This is a genomic window from Proteus sp. G2674, assembly GCF_009915195.1.
Taxonomy (GTDB): Bacteria; Pseudomonadota; Gammaproteobacteria; order Enterobacterales; family Enterobacteriaceae; genus Proteus; species Proteus mirabilis.
Genome location: NZ_JAABLS010000013.1, coordinates 113,169 through 135,794, shown reverse-complemented (window position 1 = coordinate 135,794; position 22,626 = coordinate 113,169). Strand labels below are relative to the sequence as shown.

The window sequence follows — 22,626 nt, the reverse complement described above, 5'->3', positions numbered from 1 at the left end:
TAATGGTCGAAAAGCTATCAGATAAATGCAGTGAAGGCTGTACTGTTATTCATCAAAAAACAAACTGTAACAGTTAGAGATAATTGCGCATCATTAGTGTAACAATCAGTGAATGCTATTAACGGGATCTATCATCAAGGTCATACTGACAGATCCCGTTGCAGAGAATAGTGCTACTTAATTAGTGGGATTAGTGAGTCTGCTGGTGGCTAAAAAGTTGATAAATCGTATTAGGGGTATAACTATAACCTTCATAAGAGATAACCCAATCAGTGATGAACGCAATATCAATGGGATAAATGCCACCTTCTTCCATTTCTTGTACATAGAATGGTACGTTAAGTAACTTAGCATAAATTCGGTCACCTTCTCGAGACTGAGGGATAAACCACATGTGCTCAAGCTCTTTTTCTTCCTTATCACCATAAGGAATACCAAACTTAATCATAAATTGCCATGGGCTCTCAGTTTCTTCATTGCTCTCTTTACTACCTAATAATTTTGCCAAGAAACCGGTTTTTTTCTCTACGGGGGGCTGATGGTAGTTATCAAACATGGAGAGAAAATATTGCCAACGCCTTTTGGCCTTTTCTGCCATTTCGTAGGTTTCTTCGTTACTGCGTAGTAGCATCATGGCTTGTTGTTCTTCATAACCTTTAAAGAAAGTTTCTAAAATAGGGTTTTCTTCATTAGTTCTAAATAACATCGATGATGGGTGCTGATGATATTCGTCTCTATCAGCCATATCGCCCAGAAATACGCCATGTGGTGCCCCTTGAGTGTTATAACGCATCTCTTCTAATGGTCTAAGACTATCTAAAGGTGTGGACTGATTAACGTGACGTATACCTTCTTCAAAGGGTAGCGCGACTAAATATTCTAATCCTGACGAAGTTTGTCCACAAAGCATCGGCTCGCCAAATTCAATTTGGTGGTTGTTAATACTGTTATTGACAAAACAACGGAAAAGATCAGGAATACCGTAGTAAGATTCCAACATGCTTGGGATCACTAAATCAACTTCAGTTAAGCCACAACGTTGCAAGCCATGGGTATGAAACCAGAACATGGTTGGTGGATCATTTTCTGTATCGTAAACTGCATGAATAACATACAAACTTTCTACTTCAGGATAGAGATCGGGTGTCTCCAATTGAAAGCGTATCCATTCGGGAGTTAATCCTTTACCTGCGGCAGATTCATCCAGTGCGAGGATCATTTCTGGCGCAATTATGTTCAGTAGATTGAGCTGATGGCGATAACTCGCTAAAGGATGTAGGGTGTCAGAGAACATCGTTTCTAATAAGATGTCTTGAGTGGTGGCATTGGCATGGGCTAATAGCTCAGGAGTCATCTCATCTGTCGCATACATAGGACGTATTTGATAATCTTCTGATCGTGGTAGCAGGCAGATAAAAAAGTGGAGCTCATCATCGCCATGTTGGCAATGATAGAAAAAACCTTCATCAAGATCATCACTAAGATAGCTTATCTCACCATCTGTGTATTCGGTCTGTTCCACTAGGCGTTGTTCTATCAATGCATAGTTTAGTGGCTGTGCAGGGAATGCCACCATACGAGAGGGCTCTTTTTTTCCTTGCCCTGCGGCGATATCTAAATAGTGTTGTTTATTATCCATACTTATTATTACTCGTATATTAAAAGAAGAAAAATAGAATATCAGGGTTATTTAATAAGAAATAGATAGAGTTGTCTGAGCTTTTATTTAAAAAATAAATTTAAATAAAAAATCATAATTTCTAATTATGACTATTTAAAATAGAGGGAAAGGGAATGAACAGATACCAATATATATTTGGTATCTGTCAGATTAAGATAGAGTAACGATAAATTACTTACCTTTTAATAACTGCATAATATCTTCTGTTTTTTCTTCATCGTCATCTTCTTCAAACTCAATGCCTAATTCCGCCATTAACGCATCGATGCGATCAAGGGTTTTTTCAGTATAAGCTTGCTCTTCTGGATTGAGTTTACCCCCTTCTTCCAGACGAGAGAGTAATTCATCTAAACGAGTATCATTCTCTAAGAGTGCTAACTCTTCTTCTAACGATAAGCGCATAGGCTCCATTTTTGCTGGCGCGGATTTTTTCTTATCTACTTTAGGCGCCTGATTATCCACGATGAGTGGGATGGGTTTTTTACTACCAATACGTGGATCTTTCTGTTCATTGGTTTGCGCTTGCTCTTTTTTCATCGCTTCCTGCTGACGGTTACCAGCAGGATTGCCACGATGCTTTTTCTGGCGCTTACGTTCACGTCCTTCTGCATTTAGCTCTTCACGTGTTTTTTTACGCGTTTTAGCTGCGGGTTTTCTTTTAATCATATTCATAATGGTAACTCGATTTGTGATCTTATTGGTTGCGCAATCTATCAGAAACTATTTTGCGATAAAAGCACGAATTTAAGACAATTTAATATTTACTCACGTACAATGTAGCGCTCGGTTTACTATACTTTACTGTATTGTGATAGCAATTAACTATAAATTTAAACTAATTAACTTAACATTCTGTTTATTATGACATTATCATTTGCTCGATTACGCAAACCAGTTTATTGGTGGATAATTGGTTATGCGGTTTTATGGATTATCGTCAGCTATTTATTTGATCCCACCGTACCTTATGATGCCGTAGAAGCGGTTAACTGGGGTACTAATGGCGGTTGGGGCTCACCTAAAAACCCTTGGTTTGTTGGTTTTATTATGTGGCCAGCCATTTATGGTGGTATTGATTTTAGCTTTTATTGGTATTTTATCCACTTTGTGATGATAGCCATCGGCTTATTAGGTGTTTGGAATTTAGCCTATAAGTTAACCAACAATTATCACCTAGCTTGGTTTGCCATGTTAGGTTTAAATTTATCAGGAATTATTAATTTCGATATCATTCCTTATAACGATAATTATATTTTAGTAGGTTGCTGGCCTTGGGCGCTCTATTTCTTTTTATGCGCTATCAATGACAACCCCAAATATTGGTGTGGATTCGCTGCAGTGATGGGGGTGGCTACTATGGGGAAATACTCCTCATTAGCCCTGATTGGTGCGGTATTCTTATTAAGCGTATTAGTACCTAAAGTTCGTCAAAGTTATCGCTCCCCTTATTTTTACCTTGCGATAGCTATCTGGTTGGCGTTTGTCATACCTAATTTTATTTGGTTGTGGCAAAACGACTTTGCCGCCTTTAAATGGGTCGACTCACAAATAGAAGCACGTTTTAATTTACGTACGTTACGTGCCGCTTTAACGGTTTTCTATCCAGTGCTGCTAATGTGGGGAATTGTACGTCTTTATGGTGGGCGAGTTAGTTGGCGTACTTCTCAAGATAGTCAATTATTGAATTTTATTTTGCTATTCCCATTAGCGATTATTTTTATTTGGTTTAGTTTCCATGAAGGGGGACGTATCACTGAGTGGTTACAACCTTTTATGTCAGTGGCTACCGCTCTTTTTGTCGGCTCAATTAGTGTCATACCTAAGCGTTCATTACGTGGTGTGTTATATGGTTTAGCGGTTTTTGGTATGTTAGTGGTATCTGGTTATACGGTAGTACAAGCTGCTAATGTGCGTAATGCGGGTCAAAAGTTTATTGGTGTTAAAACCTTTGTACAAGATGTCGAGAATGCTTGGCATCAGCATTATCATCAGCCTTTATCTTATGTAGGGGGTGAGTATATGCATGAGTGGGTCACTTTTTATGGCAAAGATAGACCGCTATCAGCCCAACCCTGGATTGTCGAGAAAGATGTTCAGCCCCCTAATATTTATAACCGTCATATTACGTTGGCGCAATTAGAGGACAAAGGTGTCTTATTGATTGGCCCGGTGGGGTATTACTGTGATAAAGCCCATTTTGATGCGGGATTACAATATTGGCCGAGTTTAAAAATAGCAGATACTCAAGAGATCATGTTTCGCTCTGAGCCTGATGCACTGGCAGAGCCGGTATGTATCGCTTTTGTCTCGCCTAAACAGCAATAAGAGAAGTTGCAAAATGCGTTATGCTGATATTCGTATTGAAACAGAGCGATTATTATTACGCTCTTTTGCCATGAAGGATGCTCAAGAGTGGTTCCAGATTATGAGCTCTCCTGAGGTTACTCGTTATTGGAGCCATCTTCCTTGGCAAAATATACAACAAGCGAAGGAAGATATTATTCAGGATATTACGCATATGGAGCGTAAGGAATATCTGCGTTTAGCCATTATTGATAAAGCAACAGATAAACTTATTGGCATGTGTGTATTCTTCAATCATCATCTCCATTCTTGCCGTGGTGAAATTGGTTATTGTCTTGATAACGCCTTTCAAGGAAAAGGGTTGATGTATGAGGCAATGATTGCTTTTATTGATTATTTAAGAACACATCTATCAATACGCCGTTTAGAAGCGGATATACATCCCGATAACCAAGCCTCTAGGGCATTATTAACCAAGCTTGGTTTTGAGCAAGAAGGCTATTTAAAGCAACGCTGGATTGTTGGTGATGAAGTGTCTGATTCCGCTATTTTTGGTTTGTTGCTACCAACTTATATCAAGTAATTTAAGATAATAAAAAGCACCAGTGATGAATATTATTGGTGCTTTTTTATCATCAGTAAATTAATTTATTAAATATTAAAATAAATTATTTAAATCAATGACGTGAGTATCAATTAATAATATTTTTAGAATAAATAACAGTGAAACGATCACCACACAGAGATTAATTTCTTTCCAGCGTAGAGTACCCACTTTCATCACACAATAGGCGATAAAGCCAAGGGCGATACCTTCGGTGATAGAAAAGCTAAATGGCATCATCACGGCGGTAATAAACGCTGGTACGGATTCAGTTAAATCATCCCATTTTACGCGCGTTAAGCTGGAGGTCATCAGCACCCCGACGTAAATTAATGCCCCTGCGGTAGCGTAGCTTGGCACCATGCCAGCCAGTGGTGATAAGAAAATGGCGAGTAAGAAAAGAATACCGACCACAACTGCAGTTAATCCGGTACGACCACCAACAGAAACACCAGAGGTACTTTCAATAAATGCGGTAACAGATGATGTCCCCATGGCGGAGCCTGCGACAGAGCTTAAACTATCTACATAGAGCGCTTGTTTCATTCGTGGGAATTTACCTTTATCGTCTGTTAAACCTGCCTTATCAGTGACACCAATTAATGTACCGGATGAGTCAAATAAGTTAACCAACATAAAAGCAAAGATAACCCCAGACAAGCCAATATCTAATGCGCCAACAATATCAACCTGCCCTACAACGGGAGCAATAGAAGGGGGGATATCAAAGATACCTTGATATTGAACATCCCCTAATAACAGGCCAATCACCGTAGTGATAATAATCGATATTAAGATTGCCGCATGAATATTACGAGCCGCAAGGATGGCGATAATAAAAAAGCCTAGAGCACCTAATAACACATTGTGGGAGGCAAAATTACCGATAGTCACAATGGTGTCGTTGTTAGGAATAATGATCCCAGAGTTTTTTAGGCCCATCATGGCAATAAACAGACCGATACCGCTGGTGATCCCAACACGCAAACTAAGCGGAATATGCGCTATTATCCAATAGCGTATACGAAAGAGAGTAAGCAAAAAGAGACCTACTGCGCCCCAAAAAATAGCGCCCATGGCCACTTGCCATGAATACCCCATCGCTCCTACTACGACAAAGGCAAAAAAGGCATTTAGACCCATCGCGGGTGCGACGGCGATAGGTAGATTAGCCACCAGCCCCATTAAAATACTACCGAACGCGGCAATTAAGCAGGTAGTAACAAACACTGCTTTAATATCCATATGGGCTGCAGCAAGAATCTGTGGGTTAACAAAGATAATGTAAACCATGGTTAAAAAAGTGGTGACACCGGCGATCAGTTCTGTGCGAACCGTGGTGCCGTGTTCCTGAAGTTTAAACAGGCGTTGGAGCAAACTCTGCGGAGCAGAATTTGGTGATGACATGCTCATAGACAAAAGATCCCAAAAAAAATGTTTTTCGCTTTATCCTACACAAATAAATTAGAAACTGCACCTAAAAAGTAATCGATTGCGTTTTAAGACGAACATATCACGAAAAAGTGTTGTAGAGATAAAGGAGGTATAGGTTTTAATTAAGCATTAATACCTATAGTAATAAGTCTTGTTATTAGAAATAAAATGATATCTCTATTGGTATTATTTTTATCAGAGTAATTATTTATATTGTTTTCATTTTATTTAGTTCGGGATCTAATTAATTATGAATATGCTTTCCTATTGCCAAATAAATATATTTCTCTAAAGTTAACTCACCAGTAAATTTCAATCGATTTTTTGTTTTATATTTTATTTGTCACCTGTTAGTGCTTAATAGATCTTTTAAATAAAGAGAGATTTTATTATTTAATTAACTTTTTTGCTTAATATAAGGTAATTATAATGAATAGGAAAAAAATTGTTTCTTTTAAAATTAATTTATTAGTTTTCTCTGTATTATCAACATTAAATATGGCGACAGTAGTACAGGCGGATCCGTCTGCTCATATTGTTGTGCAACAACAGCAAAAAAATAGTAGTGTTGATATTCTTAATATTGCCGCAGCGATTAATGGCTATTCCAGTAATTCATTAACCAGTTTTGATGTTTCTGAAGCAGGGTTAATATTAAATAATAGTCCTGATGGTGCTGATACTCAATTATCGGGGCATATTGACGGTAATAGTAATTTATCTAGCGGTGCGGCAAAAGAGATTACTCTTGAGGTTAATGCTAAAAAAGCCATTACGTTAAATGGCCCTGTTGAGGTGGCCGGAACAAAAGCACGGGTTATTTTATCTAATCCTGCTGGAATTATTTGTAGTAGCTGTAACTTTCTTAGTGCTGACCGTGTTGTGTTGACTACTGGGAAAGTGAATACACAAAATGATACCGTTGATAGTTATAAAGTGGAAAAAGGGAATATTACTGTTAAAGGTAATGCCACTTTTGATAAAAGTGCGCAACAGATTGATTTAATTGCCCGCAATGTTTCCATTGAAACGCCTCTTGATGCATCTGGTATTAATGTGAATGTGATAACCGGCGCTAATGAAGTTAAAGCACAAGATAATACGGTGGTTGCACAAAAGCCAACAGGCGTTGCTAGTAAATATAGTTTGCAGATAGTCAAGAATGCAGGAGTGAGAAGCTCATCGCTAAAATTTATAGGTACTGAAGCTAACTCACCACTGAAAAATAATGGTAATGTTGAAACTGCTGGGGGAGGGATCGAGCTTATTCATAGCGGTGCACTTGATAATAATAAAGGTAACTTCTTATCTGAGGGGGATATCTATTTTGCTTTCGATAAAGGTGTTACAAATAGTACTGGTGAAATACAAAGTACTAAAACTATCTCAATAGAAACAAAAGAAGCGAAAGTTGATAATATCTCTGGTGGTAATATTTCTGCTGATGGAAATGTAACTATCAATAGTGGTGAATTTAAAAACAATGCCTCCTATATTGCAAGTAAAGATAAATTAGATATTCAGACAAACGGTAAACCAATAACGAATACTGCAACGGTCGGTGAAGGCGTCGGTATTTCTGCTACTAATGGTATTAAAATTAATAGTGGCTTATTTAATAATAAAGAGGGTCAAATCAATTCTAAAAGTGTCATTGATATTAATACTAACCTAAAAGACTTCAATAATATTGATGCTTATATTGATGCGTCAGGGGATATTAGTATTATTAGTGGCGCAATGAATAATACCCATAGCCGCCTACGCTCAGTTACTCGTGTTGAAATTGATACTAATGGTAAGGCGCTGAAAAATACCGGTATGACTGCAGATACTGCTAGCGATGATTCATTAGGTATTCTTAGTGGCCTGGATGGTATGACAGTTAATATTGCTGGACTGAATAATGACCAAGGGATTATTGCCACCGATGGCGATATGAACTTCACTAACAAAGGCGACATTACCAATAAATGGGGACATATAAAATCAGGGGGATACTTGACATTTAGTAGTGATAAGATCAAAAACCTCTATGGTGGCTTAGCATCTAAAACTGGTGCTAATGTGACTTTCTCCCAGACATTAGATAATAACTTTGGTGTTTTTTACTTAGAAGGCGATAGTGTCACCATCAGTGCGCCTTATATAAATAATAATAAAGGTGTTATTAAAGGAGACGCTATTTATTTTAAAACAGATAAATTTAATAACACATCAGGATTTGTGATCACTGAACAGAAATTAGAGATTGATACACCAGAACTGACGAATAACAGCAGTTTAGATTTCAAAACAGAAATGGGATTTTATCTGGGGCAACCTGATCAGAAAGGGGGATTAATTAGTAAAGGAGAAATGAAATTAAGTGGCAATAAATTAGTGAGTAATAAAGGACGTATTGTAACAGAAAATGGGGATATGGAGCTTAAATTCACCTCTGTTGATAATACCAGTGGTACTATTGCATCACATAAAAATGCCTCTGTAGTGACAAGCACCTTTACCAATTCACAAGGCACATTGTTTGGCCAGGATAAATTAACACTGCAAACCGATACACTGAAAAATAACAGTACAGGTTCGGTTGAAAGTAATACCTTAAAAGGTGTTATTGCGTCGAGTGGTGATACTGAAGTGACGGTTAATCGTGATTTTGAAAACAATGGCGTCATTTCTGGTGTAGAACATTTACGTGTAAATATAAATGGTAAATATACCAATGCCAGCAATAGTATTATGTCAGGTAAAAATAGTTTCGAATTAGGTGTGACAGGAAATATTATTAATCGCGGTATTCTTAATTCAATAAAAGACACGACTATTTCTGGTGAGAATATTACTAATGAAAAATCAGGTATTATTGTTGGTAGAGAAAGTATTACTATCGATAATAAAGGCACTTTTACTAATAAAGGTAAAGTTGTCGGGCCGTTAAATAAATAACATTTTAGCCTATCTATGAGCGATATTTTGTCGCTCATAGATCAAAGGATACACCATCTTGAGTATGAAATAATATGGGAATAGGAACTGATATTATAGAAATAAAAAAGGTGGCTATTGCAATATGTAGAAGTGGTGAACCGTTAACTCAGCGATTATTAACTGAATATGAAAGAAACAGTATCGGTAGAATTCATGAAAATTATCATCGTGTTGCAGGGTTTTGGGCTGCTAAAGAAGCCGCTGTAAAAGCAATAGGTACAGTATTTCGTTTGGGAATTTTATTTCATGATATTGAAATAAGGCATGATGAATATGGCGCACCTTGTTATTTTTTTACAGGCCATTTTTCTAATTTATTAAAGCAGAAAAAAATAACCCAATCATTATTAAGTATTTCTCATTGTGATCATTATGCTGTCGCTGTTGCAATTTTTAATTGATGCTTTTATAGGTGTTTTATTATGTTTATATATTCTGATCTAAAGAATAAGAATGTGATTGTTACAGGAGCTAATGGTGATATAGGTATTGCAATTTGCCAGAAATACCTTGAACAGCAGTGTCATGTTTATGCATTATATCACCAAAATAGAAATAACTTAGATAAGCTAAAAAAAGAGAGTGAATATTGTCAGCACTTATATATATTACAATGTGATATCAATAATGATAAATCAATTCATGATTTTTTAGATAAACTAAAGGCATATGCTAATGCTATTCATATATTAATCAACAATGCAGGTGTGATTAAAGATGAATTATTTTCTGCTATAAATATAAGTGAATTTGAATATGTTATTAAAACCAATTTATTAGGAACTTGTCAATTTACTAAACAGTTATTGCTTTTATTAAGATCGGCAGAAAAAGCGACCATTATTAATGTTGCTTCTATTGCAGGGATTGTTCCAAGTATTGGGCAAAGTAACTATAGCGCCGCTAAGGCTGGAATTATAGGTTTTACTCATACGTTGGCTGCAGAGTTGGCAGGTAAAGGAATTCGAGTCAATGCGGTGGCACCGGGTATGATTGAATCTGACATGGTCAAAAAAGTGTCACGCCAAGTCGTACGTCATATTAAATCGGTTATTCCATTACAACGATTGGGAGCAAGTGCTGAAGTTGCCAATACCATTGTATTTTTAAGCTCCGAGGCATCGAGCTATATTGTTGGGCAAACATTAATCGTTGATGGTGGGATGGTGATGCGATGAGAGGTAACCCTTATGAGTCTCTATAATCAATCGTTATTGCCTCCTACACTATTTTTAAAATTAGGCGCATGGCGACAACCGACCATTATGGTTGATAGGATAGTCGATTTTGTCCCTAGTGAAAAACCTATTATCAAAACGATTAAACATGTCACCTTTAATGATCCCTATTTATTAGGACATTTTCCAACCGATCCTGTTATGCCAGGGGTTATGGTGGCGGAAATCTTTGGTCAAACGAGTGAGTATTTATCTTTTATTGATGACTTTTGTTCAATTTATAAAATAGAACACAATATTGAATTAAATACATTTAAAGAAATAGCCAAAGCCCTCAATGAGCCGAGATCAGAACGAATTTTAATTCAGCATCGAAGAAAGGTTTCCGGTGTATTGGCCTCACAAAATTTAAGGTATAAAAATGCTGCTTACCCAGGGGATACCATAGAGATAACAAGCATTCTATTATTTTCTGATAAAAGCAATTTTAAACACTATTCTGTTGAGGCAAGAGTGGGAAAGAAAATCATTGCTAATGGCACCATAGTTAATTTCAGAGAATATAATCATTCTGAACAAAATAAAAATTAGGATATTAATAGTATGGAAAATGACGATAAGTTAAATGAAAAAATTGAACAAAGAAAAAAAATGTTAAAGCGAGTCAAAGAAGGGCTTATTGAACGACTCAATTTAAATAAGAGTATTAATCAAATTGATGATGATACTCCGTTATTTGGTAGTGGTTTAAAATTAGATTCTGTTGATGCCACTGAGATAATTGTCTTTCTTAATGATGAATTTAATATTCAAGTAACAGAAGGTGATGATCCCTCTTATATGAGAACAATAAATAGCCTAACAACCTTTATTTTAAATAAACAGCGAGAAAAACAAGAAAAAAATGAGAGTAATAATAATTAAGTTATATCATTTTTATTTATTGGAGATGTTATGAAATACTTTGAAATGGAAAATAAAGCGAATGTATTATTCGGTGAATATAATGGAGTGACACTTCCCAAACGTTATACTAATGAACATGAGGCTTATTTCTCGGTAAGAAATAGCATATTAATGACAGACTTTTCTCATTATGGCATGGTGAAAATTTCTGGTGAAGATGCTTGGCGGTTACTCAATTATCTTATTTCTGCAGACATTTCATCTATTCGTGATGAACAACTACTTTATACATTGTTGCTAGATAAAGAAGGGAAAATAATAAGTGATGCCTATGTACTATGTGATAATGAACACTATTTTTTTATTTCAGAGTGGATGAATAGTGATGCCATATGCCAGCAGATAAAAAAAGTATTAGATAAGCAAGATGAACGGGGTGAATGCTACCAAATTGATGCTATCGCTTCTCTTACTCCAGATTGGCGTATGATCTGTCTAGAAGGCCCCTATGCTTGGGAAATTTTATCTGAAATCGTCGGTATGGATATTATTGGATTACCTTTTCATGAGTTTATGTATGTTGATGAAGATGTCATTACTATGCGTGTTGGTAAACACGGTGAATATTGTTATCCCATTATGGGAGATGAAGAGAAGTTAATGTCTATTTGGCGACATTTATGCACTTTATCTGAGAAATTTGATTTAAAGATTGGCGGGGTTGATGATTTAAAAAATATACGACTAGAAAATCCTTGTTGGGAGCCTCAAGTGATTAATCCTTTTAGTCGCTGTCCTATTGAGTTACAGATGCAATGGGCGATTAGTTACGATAAAGATGCATTTATTGGTCAAGATGCAATAAAACAACGTGCCGATAATGGGGTAGATCAGAAAATAGTGGGCGCAAGAATAATTAATATGCCTCAGAATGCTGCAATTTTACAAGGCGATGCAATCTATTACCAAAATGAACAAATAGGCGTAGTTATTCAAGTGGGATACTCTTTTATATTAAAAGAACACATTGCCAGAATATTATTAAAACGAGAATTTGCTTACGTTGATATTGATGACTATAAAATAAAAACGGCTTATGGTGATATTGATTTTATCACAACGAGTATTCCCTTTGTTAATAATTTAAGTTTAATAATTAATCCAACCGAAGATAGTTATCTTGAAAGACATCAATAATGAAAGATTAAATTTATAGCAAAGATATTTATTAAACATAATAAATATTATATAGGAATTAACATGAATAGTAGACGCCGTCGGGTTGTAATAACCGGAATGGGGGTTTTATCATCTTTAGCTAAAGATGTGCCTCAATTTAAACAGGTTCTTTTTAATAGACAATGTAATATTAAGCCCAGCCAACGTTATTTAAAATGGTTTAAAAATGCCAATGCATCTGAGATTGAGATGGCATTAGATTATTCAGATATACCGTAGCATATCGCTCGATCACTAGACAATGCGGCATTATGGGCATATCGAGTCTGCAATGAGGCATTACAACAAGCAAACTTAATAGATAATCAGTCTATTTTAGATAATACCGCGATGATCGTGGGCGTCTCTTCAGCAGGAACGGAAGCCTTTCTGCCATTATTTGAACAACATATTGATGATTTTTCGATAAAAAAAGCCATTTTATCCGGTGGATTTTCATCATGTTGTTCGAGTGTATCAAGTCTACTTGGCTTACGTGGTGGCCTTGAATTAGTGGCGACGGCCTGTACCGCAAGCCCTAACGCGATAGGTATGGGGTATGATTATATCCAAAATGGCAAAAATCCTGTTGTGCTAGCGGTCGGAACAGAACCTATTTATCTTCCTACCTTTGCGGGTTTTTATGCCCTTAATGTGATGAAAACAACACCAACTTCCCCATTTTCAGGTACTCCTGGTATGTCTATTGGTGAAGGTGCTGGGGCGTTAGTATTAGAAGATTATCAACATGCGGTTGAACGTGGTGCGACAATATATGGTGAAATTGTCTCTTACGCGACATCTTGTGATGCTTACCATGAAACTAGCCCTGATCCTCGAGGAAATGGTGCAGTGCAAGTTATGTATAAAGCACTGGATAATGCGGGTATTACTCCTAATGATATTGATTATATAAATGTGCATGGTACAGGTACTGAAGCAAATGATCGCATTGAAACCATGTCGATGAAAAAAGTGTTTCCTAATATTTATCATATCCCATTAAGTTCAACAAAATCTTATGTTGGTCATAATATTGGTGCTGCGGGTATTGTTGAAATCATCGCGTGTTTTATTTGTTTAGCAGAAGACAAACTTCCCCCTACATTAAATTTCACTCAGCCAAGGCATAGCTGTGATTTAAATTATGTACCGAATTTCTTTCAAGATAAAAAAGTAAAATTTTTTATGAAGAATAATTATGCTTTTGGAGGAAATAACTGCTCTATTATCGCAAGCCCTTATATTACAGATAAAACACCGACGGAATATAAAGCTAAAAAAGTGGTTATTACCGGAGTGGGGGCGATTACATCTATTGGCAATAATGTAATGGAGATAATAACAGCGATTTCGGCAGGAGATAAAACAGGTACATTAAAACCTATCGTATTTGCGAGTGATGTGCAGAAAGATATCGACAACTTGATGTCTGTTGTCATAAAAGATAATGATTTTGAGCAATCGTTAGGACATCCTTATTTTGATCTCGACATTGATCATCGCTTAAAAAATAACGCCTGTTATCATGCTATCACTGACGTTAATCCGAAAAAAACATTACGTTATTATGATCCAAGAAAAGCTATTCCTAGCGGGACTTATGCCTTATTCGCTTTAAATGAAGCACTTGCTAATGCTGGACGCAAAATTAAACGTGATGGTGATAACTTAGGTTTTATTGTTGGAATGTCAAAAGGGCCACAAAGTACCGTTAATCGTTATTTACAAAGTTTAATTCCTGATCCGCAAAAAGTAAGAACATCAGAATTTCCTGGTACTTTAATGAATGCAGTACCGACATTTTGTGCCATCACAGAGGGAATAAAAGGTTATACCACGACATTGGCAACAGGGGTTAATGCTGCATTAGGGGCGTTAACTTATGGTTATGAAATTATCAGGCAAGATCTACAACCTCAGGTAATTGTCGGAGGGGCAGATGAGCACTTCAGTTCTATTTCACTCTATTTTCAAGCGATGAGTAAGAAAGTTAATCTGACCAAGAATGCGACAGATTATCAGGTTTATTCTAATGCAAGTGCCGGCTATATCCCCGGAGAAGGGGCAGGGATGTTATTTCTTGAAGATAAAGAGTATGCCAAGCAACGAGGCGCTAAAATTTATGCTGAAATTATTGGCTACGGTAAAGCGAATGATAATACTTTTTTAGTAGACGAAAATATTACTGATAGAGTGGCCGCCTTATGTAAGGCTATCCAACAAGCATTATCTGAGGCGCAACTCAGTTGCCAAGATATTGATATTATCTGTGGTACCAGTGATGGTAATAAAGAGAATGATGAAGTTGAAATCCGTGCGATTCGGCAACTATTTTATCAAGCGGCAAATCATGTACCAGTAGTTAATTACAATGCCTTTTTTGGTTTAGTTGAATCATGCGCTGGGATATTGGCGATCTCTTTAGTGATTCATATGATGGAAAGCAACACGATAATACCTATTCCTTATACAAAAAGTTTTATAGCTGATGATATTCATTTTGTTACCCAACCGATTAATAAGCAGATAGAAACTGCTTTAGTTCTTGGTTCATCAGAAGGATGTAACCACTATGCAATTATCATCAGGAAACCGTTATGAAAAATGTTGCGATAAGTGGATGGGAACTTAATTTACCTTCAATAGTAAATTTTGAACAACTTTCTGAACAACTCTTATTAAAAAGAACAATTAAAACAGAGAAATACTTCTCTGATGATTATTTTGTAGAATATTTTAAATTTAATCATAATCCGGCGGTGATCGCCTATCAAAATATTCCCAATGATCATTTTGAAATATTAACGCGATTAATTCATAACAGTTTAAAACGGGCTAATATCACCCTAGAAAAGCTTCGCGCTTCACGTACCATAATGTATCTTGCAGGTCACGGGCCTAGAGCTGATTTTATGGATTACCAAGGGTTTTATGATAAAAACGATGCCGAAGATGTTCAATATTCTCCGCAGATAAAATCACTCCATGCGGCCTCTTTTGCACAGGATGAATTAGCGAATAAATTGTGGGCTGAATATCAGTTAGATTTTCCACCTATTCCTATCTATTGTGCCAGTAATTCTGCGTTAATGGCTGTGCATATAGGACATAATGAAATAAGCCAAGATATGGCGGATATTGTAATAGTATTATCGTGGAATAGCTTACTTTTACAAGATATAGCCTTTATGGATAGCCAAGGCATGTTAGTTGAAGCGCACGCTCAACCTTTGAGTAAATACAGCGATGGGGTCACCTTATCAGACGGTTATGCCGTGATGATTTTAGAAAGCCAACAACAGATAAACTCGAGACAATATCTTGCACCTGCTTATATCTATCATTCCGTTTTTATGCAAAGTAATGCTGAACGGACAATGGGAGGCACATTATTTAACTTTTATACGATATCAAAAGTGATTTCTCAGCTTCTCGATCTTAGTCATTATTTACCAAGTGATATTGGTGCTATTTTTATTCATGGTAATGGTTCGATTATTAGTGATAAAGCTGAGACGGTAGCTATTACTAACATCTTTAAACAACCCATTCCTATTATTAGCTATAAAGGGCAGATAGGTTATATTTCTAATTGCTCTGGCATTATTGATTTAATGATTATAGCTGATTCATTAAAAAATAATCGATTGATCCCCTCGACTACACATTATCCAATAGATGATGGGATGGAGGTTAATTTCCTCACTAATCAAGAGTGTGTGAACTATAGCGCTAAACCTATTTTAAAAATCGGCTTAGGTATGGATGGCTCTATTATTGCCATGTTATTAATCGCAAATGGAGAGCAAGGATGAGGCGATTATTACCCACTGGTGCTATTAATTTAGCCGCTTATGCTTTTTTTGAGCCACAGGAGCCACTGATCCCTTTTATTCCTTCATGGTATAACGTATGGGAATCTCATATGTTACGTTTAGCGGGTAAAAAAAGCGCAGGAAAAAGTTGGAGTTTTCAACGCTATGGGGTCAATCATGATATGTATCTACGTGAAGGAATAAGAAAAACAAATTGTCGTCCTTACCTATCTGCAATAGAGCATGTGGTCGATCATGCTGTTGGTCAATTAGATACAAAATCACAATTCCTCTTAAAAAAAGAGCGAAATGGACTGATTTATATTGATGCATGGGGAGAGCTAACTGCTTTCGAGCAGATAGATAGTTTAAGAGATGTGTTCACTCTTAATATTATTCCTAGAAATATCGTAAAAAAATACAGTATAAAAAATTTCTCTTGCAAAATAAGAGGCGAACGTAATGGTATGATGTCGGCACTATTATTAGCACAAAAGCTCATTAATAGTGATTTACTTGATAATGTATTTATTTGTGGTGGTTTTCGGGCTGTACCAATTTTATCTTTTAGTGAAATAGAAAGACAACCGATAACCCTTTTTTTCAAGCCTAATACATTGGAAAATATAAATATTATTGAAAGAGTCGCCTGCATCATTATCAATAAAAAACAGTGTTCAGATATTTCGATTTCTATCAATCATTATTTTTCTATGAGTCAAAATAGAAAAAAGGCAATAAAGCAATTAGTTAAAAATTGGCACCGTTGTATTAATAAACAGACGGGTTCAATTTATATAACTGCGTTACTGACTTATAAATATATTTCTATACTTGAAACCGCATTCACAGCGTTACCTGTTAATCTTAATTGCTATTTTTTAAATCGTCTTTATGGTGATAGTGGGTTTATCACACCGGCTCTTATGTTCGATCATTTACAAAAAGCAGCAGATAGTGCCTCTCATTACCTTTTGAGTGCGTTTGATGGAGAAAATGGTGTTTGGCTGGTTGATTGTTGGAAACAATAATAAGGTATTTTATGTATGGAATAACAAAAGCACGCCAATTAGCACTATTTTCACTAACAAATATTAATAAATTTAATCATGATAAAAGTAACGCTGAAATAATTTTTAAAAATCTCACATTCGATATTAATAATGAGCATTTTACATTAATAAAATATCAACAAGAGAATGAAAAGAATGCATTGATTGATATTATTTCAGGAGTTGATATTCAATATGCTGGTTATACTTATTTTTTAGGTAATTATATAAATATTCTAGATGAAAAGCAGCGAGCTTTATTAAGGAATAGAATGATCGGTTTTGTTTTCAAAGAAAATTACTTTTTTAATCATTGTAATGTATTTGATAATATTTATTATTCAGTAGTCCATCATAAAGATAAAAAAAAGCTAAAGAATAATATTATAAATACACTTAAATCTATGGGCATAGAGAAACTCTATAATAAAACCCCAAAATCGTTATCAACAGATCAATTGCTAAAGGTTGCCTTTAGCAGAGCTTTAGTGAAAAAACCTAAGTGTATCATTGCTAATTATAATAATGATTATTTCAGTCAGAATAACTTTGATTATTTTATCCAATTATTATCACAAGTACATAAAGATTTATCTATACCAATATTATTAATCACTAATTGTAATCATCTAAACATGACTGTAGATAAAATTATAACGCTTAAACATGGAGAGTTATATGATGGGGAGAAAACTTAATTGTATCGGTATTATTTTAATAATAATTTCTCTATTGCTCTCGCAAGTAGAGAGTAAAATAGACATTAAAAATAGTGATAAACGTTTTTTATTATTTATATCACTGAATACATTTACTGCCAGTGATAAATTGATCTCATTAATTTCAGAGTTAGAATACAGTATAAAACAAGGTGATCATCCATTTGATAAAATCATTTATGGTTATGTCAGTGTATTTTTATCCGCTTATTATCATAAAAATAAAGCTTATTCTCAGGCTGCACAGACAATAAAAAAGGCCTTTTTTTATCTTGATGAAGTTGTTGAACAAAATCCAACTAATTGGCGGTTGATCTATCTAAGATTAAGAATGGATGCTTTTACACCTCGTTATTTAGGGCGCTGTGTGGTGGCTAAAAAAGACAGTCAGCAATTACTTGAGAATATTAATATCAATAGTGAACTTATACCCATGATTAACTATATGTATGCGCGTGCATTATTTAGTTGTGAGCAAGTGACACAAGCAAAAAAGATCATGGCTCAATTACTTCAAGAAAATGAGGCGAGTAAAAAAATTGCTCGATATAGTTTCACTAGCGTTCCTCCTTGGTTATCTATTGAAAAGACCGCGGTTATTCAACCAATAACATTAGAGAGTGATTAATGGAAAATATTATTATATTCATCTCAATATTTATTTTGATAGTATTACTTTCTAGTTCATTATCTTGGTTTTATATCAAATACACATTAGGGTTACTTTATATAACCCTTAGCCATTTTTATCGAAATTTATGTTTTATCGTTTTACTCTGTGTCGCCATCTCGATTTTGGAGGGTGTTTATCATCACCTCACGCTACTGCTCAAAGAGCAAGTAGCATATTCCAATTTAGGGCATATCGAAATTTATAAAACAGATAATAAACAGGATATTACTGATAAGAAAGATTATTTGGAAATAACCAATGCTGAAGAAATCATCCATTTATTAACTTATGATAAGCAGTTATTAGAAAAAATTCAGGTAATTTCACCACAAATTATTTTTTCAGGCATGATAGAAAATGTTATCAATAAAAAAACAGCATTGTTTTCTGGCCTAGCCATCGAGCCTAAGTCATTATTAACCATCGGAGCATACGATCTAACTGTTTCAGGGAGTGAATTGTCTCATGTCAGAAGAACTGAGATCACGATAGATAAGTTTATTGCTGATGCTATAAATATAAACTATGGGGATTTAGTTAATGTTGTATTTATTCATAATAATGAAAAAATGGTATTACCAACTTATGTACGTGGTATTTTTAACACACAAATAAATAGTTATCCTTATGCCATGATCAAAGTTCCATTAGAAACACTACAATATATAAAAAAAAGTAAAAGTGTCTCAAAAATAAATATTCTATTAAAAAATGTGCATGATATGGATAGCGTAATAGCTAAAATAACAAGGATTAATAAAGAAAAATCTTTAAATTTGCAAGTGATCCCTGTAATTGAGAGACAAAGTTATATTATTTCTATTGTGACATTCTTTAAGTGGTCAATGCTATTATTGTATAGCATTATTGCTATTTATTATTATTTTTTAGTGAATAAAATCATTATCATCACGATCAAAAAAGCTATTGGTGATCTGTTCGAATTTAATCGATTAGGTATTTGGCAAGGGAGTTTTTCTCGATTATTTATTTTATTGGCTATTTTTATGACTATAACAATTTCTATAACGATATTATTAATTAATCAGTTATTATCTTGGTTGATTAATTTGAAACAAATCAATATTTCTTTATCTGATAATAATAGCTATTCATTGATGATCCCTTGGCTATGGCAATATGATGCTATGTTTAAAATCTCTCTATTATTATTTTTTTCCGCAACAATCGCTTCGTGTAACTCTATTTTTAAAGTTAGCCACTATTTAAAGAATTATCAAAAAAATAATATTACTATTTAGGAGTATGGTCTATGCCATTGAGAGAGAAAAAGTATTACCAAAATCAAGAGAGCATTTTATTTTTTCCAGGTCAGGGTAGGCCTTATTTAGGTATGGGAAATAGGGTATATCGTGACGTTCCATCAATAAAAGAAGTATGGAATTGTGCGAGTGAAATAGCAGGGTTCGATGTAAGGACGGTTTGTTTAAAAGGGCCCATGAATAAATTGGTACAAACCTGTTATCAGCAAGTGGCGTTAACAACTATCAATATTGCTTCTCTTTATTTACTGCGTGAGCATTGTTATGTGAATGAGGCGGGTTATTCAGGGCACAGCGCTGGAGAATATTCAGCGTTATTTGCGGCGAACGTACTGGAACTTGAATCTGTCTTTAAGTTAATTAGTTATCGCGCATCTATCATGCAACAGCTCGCTAAGAATAACAAAGGGGTAATGTATGTTGTTAAAAATTGCTCTTATCAGACGTTATCAACATTGATTGACCAGCAAGATCTCGCAACAAAGGTGAATATTTGCTGTGATAACAGTGAACTTCACCAAGTTATTGGGGGGGAGTATGCAAGTGTACGTAAGATTGTTAATCAATTAGCTAATATGAAAATAGAAACGAATAAATTAGCCGTTAATGGTGCTTGGCACACTGAATTGATGAGCGAAGGGAAAAATTTACTTGCTCACTTTTTACAGACAATCCCTTTTTCAATCCCAGATAAACCCCTAGTGATGAATGTTTCTGCTGAGATTGTTAGCGATATTGAGACAATTAAACAGAATTTAGTTAATCAACTCACAGAAACCGTAAGATGGACAGCAACTATGGCGCTATGGTGTCATTTAGGCTATCACAATTTTATTGAACTTGGTGATAGCAAGTCATTGTATTATTTAGCGAAAAATTCATATACGCTAAAAGATAAAAATATATTGCATGTTAATGATTATATTTAATTATCTTATATAGGAGCAATTATGTTGCCTAATTATCATTATTATATGCAAGCGCATCATTATACTATGCTAACACCTATTTATATCGCCTCGATAGTATTAAGTTTATGCTTTATTAATAATTATAATGAGTTAAGTTTTTGGTTATTATTTATGGGTAACTTTGCTATTTTTATTGTCATTTTACTCAGTGCAATGATGAATGAGCGAATATATTGGCGATACTGTCTCTTTTCTGAAAAGTTTTATTTAAAAAATAATAATAAAAGCGAGATAAAAAGGACGATAATATCACGTTATTTTACTGTTTTTTCGTTAAGCTATATAATTGGGGTTATAATAATATTTCTTGTTACCTCTTATTTAATCGAGATTGTTTTTGATAGCCAAATATATATTATTATTTTTCTTGGTTTTTTCTTGTCACCATTAATGATATGGTTTTTTATGTATTTTTTGATCAAGTTTTATGTCAGTTGTTCAATTCATTATTTGAATAACTTTTCTTTATATAGCCGTGAGAAGAAAAAATTTAACATATCCTATCTTATTGTTAATGAGGTTTTTTTAAGTTTACTTGTTAATTTTCCTATTGTTTTTCCGCTCCAGAACAGTGCTGCTTTCTCGTTAGAGCAAGGTTATCTTAATATTGAGTTTATTGTTGCATTAATCATTCTTTTATATAGTGTTCTGTTTGTTATGCTTTTTTTATCGAAGGCGAGTAAAATTAATTACTTAATGGGGATGATTATTTGTTATAGCTTTGAAGAAGATTTTGCTGAGGTAAAAAAAAGAGGCCTATTTTGTCGTGTATTATGGTTTCTGATTTTGATCCCTTTAGGTACATTGTTACTCTGTTTATTATTCTATTTGCTGAATATAAAAGAGAATTTCTTTTTAATTTATTCGGTGAGTTTATCTTTAGTTATTTATCTCTATTTTATTGAGCGGAGAAATAAACTCTATCAGGAATTTATATTAGCATTTGATATGATCTTACGTTTAAAAGCACTAAAAAATTTTAAGGAGTAAGACATTGTGATGGTTATTATTTAATCCCCTAATCAATATTATTAGGGGACGAATAAGTTAAATAATTTTTTCACTCAATGAAGGTTTTTTATTAGGAATAACATATTGCCAAAAAGAGCGTTTTTCTTTTTGGGTGGTAAATAATTTCCCCACTCGGTTGGCAATTAACTCTAATGAAAAACAGAGCACAAAGTAAATAAAGGCAACAAATAAAAAAACTTCCATCGGGTACACCATGCTGCGATTATTAACTTGGGTTGCTAAGAATGAGAGTTCACCGACACCTACAACATAAGCGAGGGAAGTATCTTTAATTAAGGCTATCCATTGATTGATAAAAGAGGGCACCATCATACGTAATGCTTGTGGTAACACGATATACCAAAGCGTCTGCCAGCGATTAAATCCTAACGATAAACCTGCTTGCCATTGCCCTTTGCCAATAGCGAGAATACCGGCTTTAACACCATGAGCGATATAAGAGGAGGTAATAAGTGCTAGAGCACAGATCACGGTGGTTATCTCAGGAATTTCCATTCCTAATACCACGGGTAATAGAAAATAGAGCCAAAAAATCAACATAATGACCGGAATAGCACGGAAAAAACCTAAAAAAGCGGCAAATAAGTTAACCCATACCCCTCTAAGCATGGCGAGAGCGATCCCCCCAAGCGTCCCTAATATAATAGATACAATACCGGCGATCACACTAATAAATATAGTTAAAGCCGCACCTTCTAATGGCCCATCAGGATACGCGCCAAAAAGTAGATACTGCCAATTATCAGCAATAACAGTAAAGTCCAT

General features: G+C 34.9%; 19 protein-coding genes and 1 pseudogene. 16 read left to right on the top strand and 4 right to left on the bottom strand.

The window, feature by feature from the left end; genetic code table 11:
• Positions 1-190 precede the first annotated feature (190 nt).
• Positions 191-1,639, bottom strand: a complete 1,449-nt coding sequence (locus GWI58_RS05825) for a DUF4026 domain-containing protein (protein WP_161768990.1) — start codon at positions 1,637-1,639, stop codon at positions 191-193.
• A gap of 213 nt (positions 1,640-1,852) precedes the next feature.
• The gene (gene yihI / locus GWI58_RS05820; RefSeq protein ID WP_004246765.1) at positions 1,853-2,353 is read right to left on the bottom strand and encodes a Der GTPase-activating protein YihI; all 501 of its coding nucleotides are present in this window, start codon (positions 2,351-2,353) and stop codon (positions 1,853-1,855) included.
• Between the two features lie 189 nt (positions 2,354-2,542).
• Here yihI and GWI58_RS05815 point away from each other — a divergent pair, with 189 nt between their 5' ends.
• Together GWI58_RS05815 and GWI58_RS05810 are read left to right on the top strand one after the other, a co-directional pair.
• Positions 2,543-4,006, top strand: a complete 1,464-nt coding sequence (locus GWI58_RS05815; protein WP_161768989.1) for a glycosyltransferase family 39 protein — start codon at positions 2,543-2,545, stop codon at positions 4,004-4,006.
• Positions 4,007-4,019: 13 nt separating this feature from the next.
• Positions 4,020-4,568, top strand: a complete 549-nt coding sequence (locus GWI58_RS05810) for a GNAT family N-acetyltransferase (RefSeq protein ID WP_004246767.1) — start codon at positions 4,020-4,022, stop codon at positions 4,566-4,568.
• Between the two features lie 75 nt (positions 4,569-4,643).
• Here the strand turns inward: GWI58_RS05810 and GWI58_RS05805 are convergent, their stop codons facing one another.
• Positions 4,644-6,002, bottom strand: a complete 1,359-nt coding sequence (locus GWI58_RS05805) for an NCS2 family permease (RefSeq protein WP_004249062.1) — start codon at positions 6,000-6,002, stop codon at positions 4,644-4,646.
• 450 nt (positions 6,003-6,452) lie between these two features.
• Between GWI58_RS05805 and GWI58_RS05800 the strand changes: the two genes are divergently transcribed.
• From GWI58_RS05800 to GWI58_RS05735, 14 genes and pseudogenes are all read left to right on the top strand, one after another.
• Entirely contained in the window at positions 6,453-8,969 is a 2,517-nt protein-coding gene (locus GWI58_RS05800) for a two-partner secretion domain-containing protein (RefSeq protein ID WP_161768988.1), read from the top strand.
• A 74-nt stretch (positions 8,970-9,043) separates the two neighbouring features.
• Positions 9,044-9,412 carry a holo-ACP synthase gene (gene acpS / locus GWI58_RS05795; protein WP_161768987.1) on the top strand — a complete coding sequence of 123 codons (369 nt, stop codon included), beginning with the start codon at positions 9,044-9,046 and terminating at the stop codon, positions 9,410-9,412.
• A gap of 21 nt (positions 9,413-9,433) precedes the next feature.
• A complete protein-coding gene (locus GWI58_RS05790) occupies positions 9,434-10,189 on the top strand; it encodes an SDR family oxidoreductase (RefSeq protein ID WP_041701383.1) in 756 nt (251 codons plus the stop codon).
• Positions 10,190-10,201: 12 nt separating this feature from the next.
• Entirely contained in the window at positions 10,202-10,780 is a 579-nt protein-coding gene (locus GWI58_RS05785; RefSeq protein WP_004246772.1) for a 3-hydroxyacyl-ACP dehydratase FabZ family protein, read from the top strand.
• 12 nt (positions 10,781-10,792) lie between these two features.
• Positions 10,793-11,113 carry an acyl carrier protein gene (locus GWI58_RS05780; protein ID WP_004246773.1) on the top strand — a complete coding sequence of 107 codons (321 nt, stop codon included), beginning with the start codon at positions 10,793-10,795 and terminating at the stop codon, positions 11,111-11,113.
• A gap of 30 nt (positions 11,114-11,143) precedes the next feature.
• Complete coding sequence (locus tag GWI58_RS05775; RefSeq protein ID WP_161768986.1) at positions 11,144-12,292, top strand: aminomethyl transferase family protein; 1,149 nt, start codon at positions 11,144-11,146, stop codon at positions 12,290-12,292.
• A gap of 63 nt (positions 12,293-12,355) precedes the next feature.
• Positions 12,356-14,917 (top strand): annotated as a pseudogene (locus tag GWI58_RS05770) (beta-ketoacyl synthase N-terminal-like domain-containing protein).
• Complete coding sequence (locus tag GWI58_RS05765; RefSeq protein ID WP_161768985.1) at positions 14,914-16,131, top strand: beta-ketoacyl synthase N-terminal-like domain-containing protein; 1,218 nt, start codon at positions 14,914-14,916, stop codon at positions 16,129-16,131. The pseudogene GWI58_RS05770 and the gene GWI58_RS05765 overlap by 4 nt, the downstream one beginning before the upstream one ends.
• The gene (locus tag GWI58_RS05760) at positions 16,128-17,162 is read left to right on the top strand and encodes an ATP-binding protein (RefSeq protein WP_161768984.1); all 1,035 of its coding nucleotides are present in this window, start codon (positions 16,128-16,130) and stop codon (positions 17,160-17,162) included. The genes GWI58_RS05765 and GWI58_RS05760 overlap by 4 nt, the downstream gene beginning before the upstream one ends.
• 11 nt (positions 17,163-17,173) lie before the next feature.
• Entirely contained in the window at positions 17,174-17,881 is a 708-nt protein-coding gene (locus tag GWI58_RS05755; protein ID WP_161768983.1) for an ATP-binding cassette domain-containing protein, read from the top strand.
• Complete coding sequence (locus tag GWI58_RS05750) at positions 17,862-18,530, top strand: hypothetical protein (protein ID WP_161768982.1); 669 nt, start codon at positions 17,862-17,864, stop codon at positions 18,528-18,530. The genes GWI58_RS05755 and GWI58_RS05750 overlap by 20 nt, the downstream gene beginning before the upstream one ends.
• Positions 18,530-19,837 carry a hypothetical protein gene (locus tag GWI58_RS05745; protein ID WP_161768981.1) on the top strand — a complete coding sequence of 436 codons (1,308 nt, stop codon included), beginning with the start codon at positions 18,530-18,532 and terminating at the stop codon, positions 19,835-19,837. The genes GWI58_RS05750 and GWI58_RS05745 overlap by 1 nt, the downstream gene beginning before the upstream one ends.
• Before the next feature lie 11 nt (positions 19,838-19,848).
• On the top strand, positions 19,849-20,787 hold the full coding sequence (locus tag GWI58_RS05740) for an ACP S-malonyltransferase (RefSeq protein ID WP_110229575.1): 939 nt from the start codon (positions 19,849-19,851) through the stop codon (positions 20,785-20,787).
• A gap of 153 nt (positions 20,788-20,940) precedes the next feature.
• Positions 20,941-21,819, top strand: coding sequence for a hypothetical protein (locus tag GWI58_RS05735; RefSeq protein WP_237611669.1), 879 nt, complete (start codon positions 20,941-20,943; stop codon positions 21,817-21,819).
• Between the two features lie 57 nt (positions 21,820-21,876).
• Here GWI58_RS05735 and GWI58_RS05730 read toward each other — a convergent pair whose 3' ends face one another.
• Positions 21,877-22,626, bottom strand: coding sequence for an amino acid ABC transporter permease (locus GWI58_RS05730; protein ID WP_036972146.1), 750 nt, complete (start codon positions 22,624-22,626; stop codon positions 21,877-21,879).

Bases quoted from the DNA above. Each gene is read 5' to 3' on its own strand.
- acpS (WP_161768987.1), top strand. From the start codon at position 9,044: ATGGGAATAGGAACTGATATTATAGAAATAAAAAAGGTGGCTATTGCA.
- GWI58_RS05805 (WP_004249062.1), bottom strand. From the start codon at position 6,002: ATGAGCATGTCATCACCAAATTCTGCTCCGCAGAGTTTGCTCCAACGC.
- GWI58_RS05780 (WP_004246773.1), top strand. From the start codon at position 10,793: ATGGAAAATGACGATAAGTTAAATGAAAAAATTGAACAAAGAAAAAAA.
- GWI58_RS05730 (WP_036972146.1), bottom strand. From the start codon at position 22,626: ATGGACTTTACTGTTATTGCTGATAATTGGCAGTATCTACTTTTTGGC.
- GWI58_RS05800 (WP_161768988.1), top strand. From the start codon at position 6,453: ATGAATAGGAAAAAAATTGTTTCTTTTAAAATTAATTTATTAGTTTTC.
- GWI58_RS05735 (WP_237611669.1), top strand. From the start codon at position 20,941: ATGGGTAACTTTGCTATTTTTATTGTCATTTTACTCAGTGCAATGATG.
- yihI (WP_004246765.1), bottom strand. From the start codon at position 2,353: ATGAATATGATTAAAAGAAAACCCGCAGCTAAAACGCGTAAAAAAACA.
- GWI58_RS05775 (WP_161768986.1), top strand. From the start codon at position 11,144: ATGAAATACTTTGAAATGGAAAATAAAGCGAATGTATTATTCGGTGAA.
- GWI58_RS05750 (WP_161768982.1), top strand. From the start codon at position 17,862: ATGATGGGGAGAAAACTTAATTGTATCGGTATTATTTTAATAATAATT.
- GWI58_RS05760 (WP_161768984.1), top strand. From the start codon at position 16,128: ATGAGGCGATTATTACCCACTGGTGCTATTAATTTAGCCGCTTATGCT.
- GWI58_RS05745 (WP_161768981.1), top strand. From the start codon at position 18,530: ATGGAAAATATTATTATATTCATCTCAATATTTATTTTGATAGTATTA.
- GWI58_RS05755 (WP_161768983.1), top strand. From the start codon at position 17,174: ATGTATGGAATAACAAAAGCACGCCAATTAGCACTATTTTCACTAACA.
- GWI58_RS05785 (WP_004246772.1), top strand. From the start codon at position 10,202: ATGAGTCTCTATAATCAATCGTTATTGCCTCCTACACTATTTTTAAAA.
- GWI58_RS05740 (WP_110229575.1), top strand. From the start codon at position 19,849: ATGCCATTGAGAGAGAAAAAGTATTACCAAAATCAAGAGAGCATTTTA.
- GWI58_RS05765 (WP_161768985.1), top strand. From the start codon at position 14,914: ATGAAAAATGTTGCGATAAGTGGATGGGAACTTAATTTACCTTCAATA.
- GWI58_RS05810 (WP_004246767.1), top strand. From the start codon at position 4,020: ATGCGTTATGCTGATATTCGTATTGAAACAGAGCGATTATTATTACGC.
- GWI58_RS05825 (WP_161768990.1), bottom strand. From the start codon at position 1,639: ATGGATAATAAACAACACTATTTAGATATCGCCGCAGGGCAAGGAAAA.
- GWI58_RS05815 (WP_161768989.1), top strand. From the start codon at position 2,543: ATGACATTATCATTTGCTCGATTACGCAAACCAGTTTATTGGTGGATA.
- GWI58_RS05790 (WP_041701383.1), top strand. From the start codon at position 9,434: ATGTTTATATATTCTGATCTAAAGAATAAGAATGTGATTGTTACAGGA.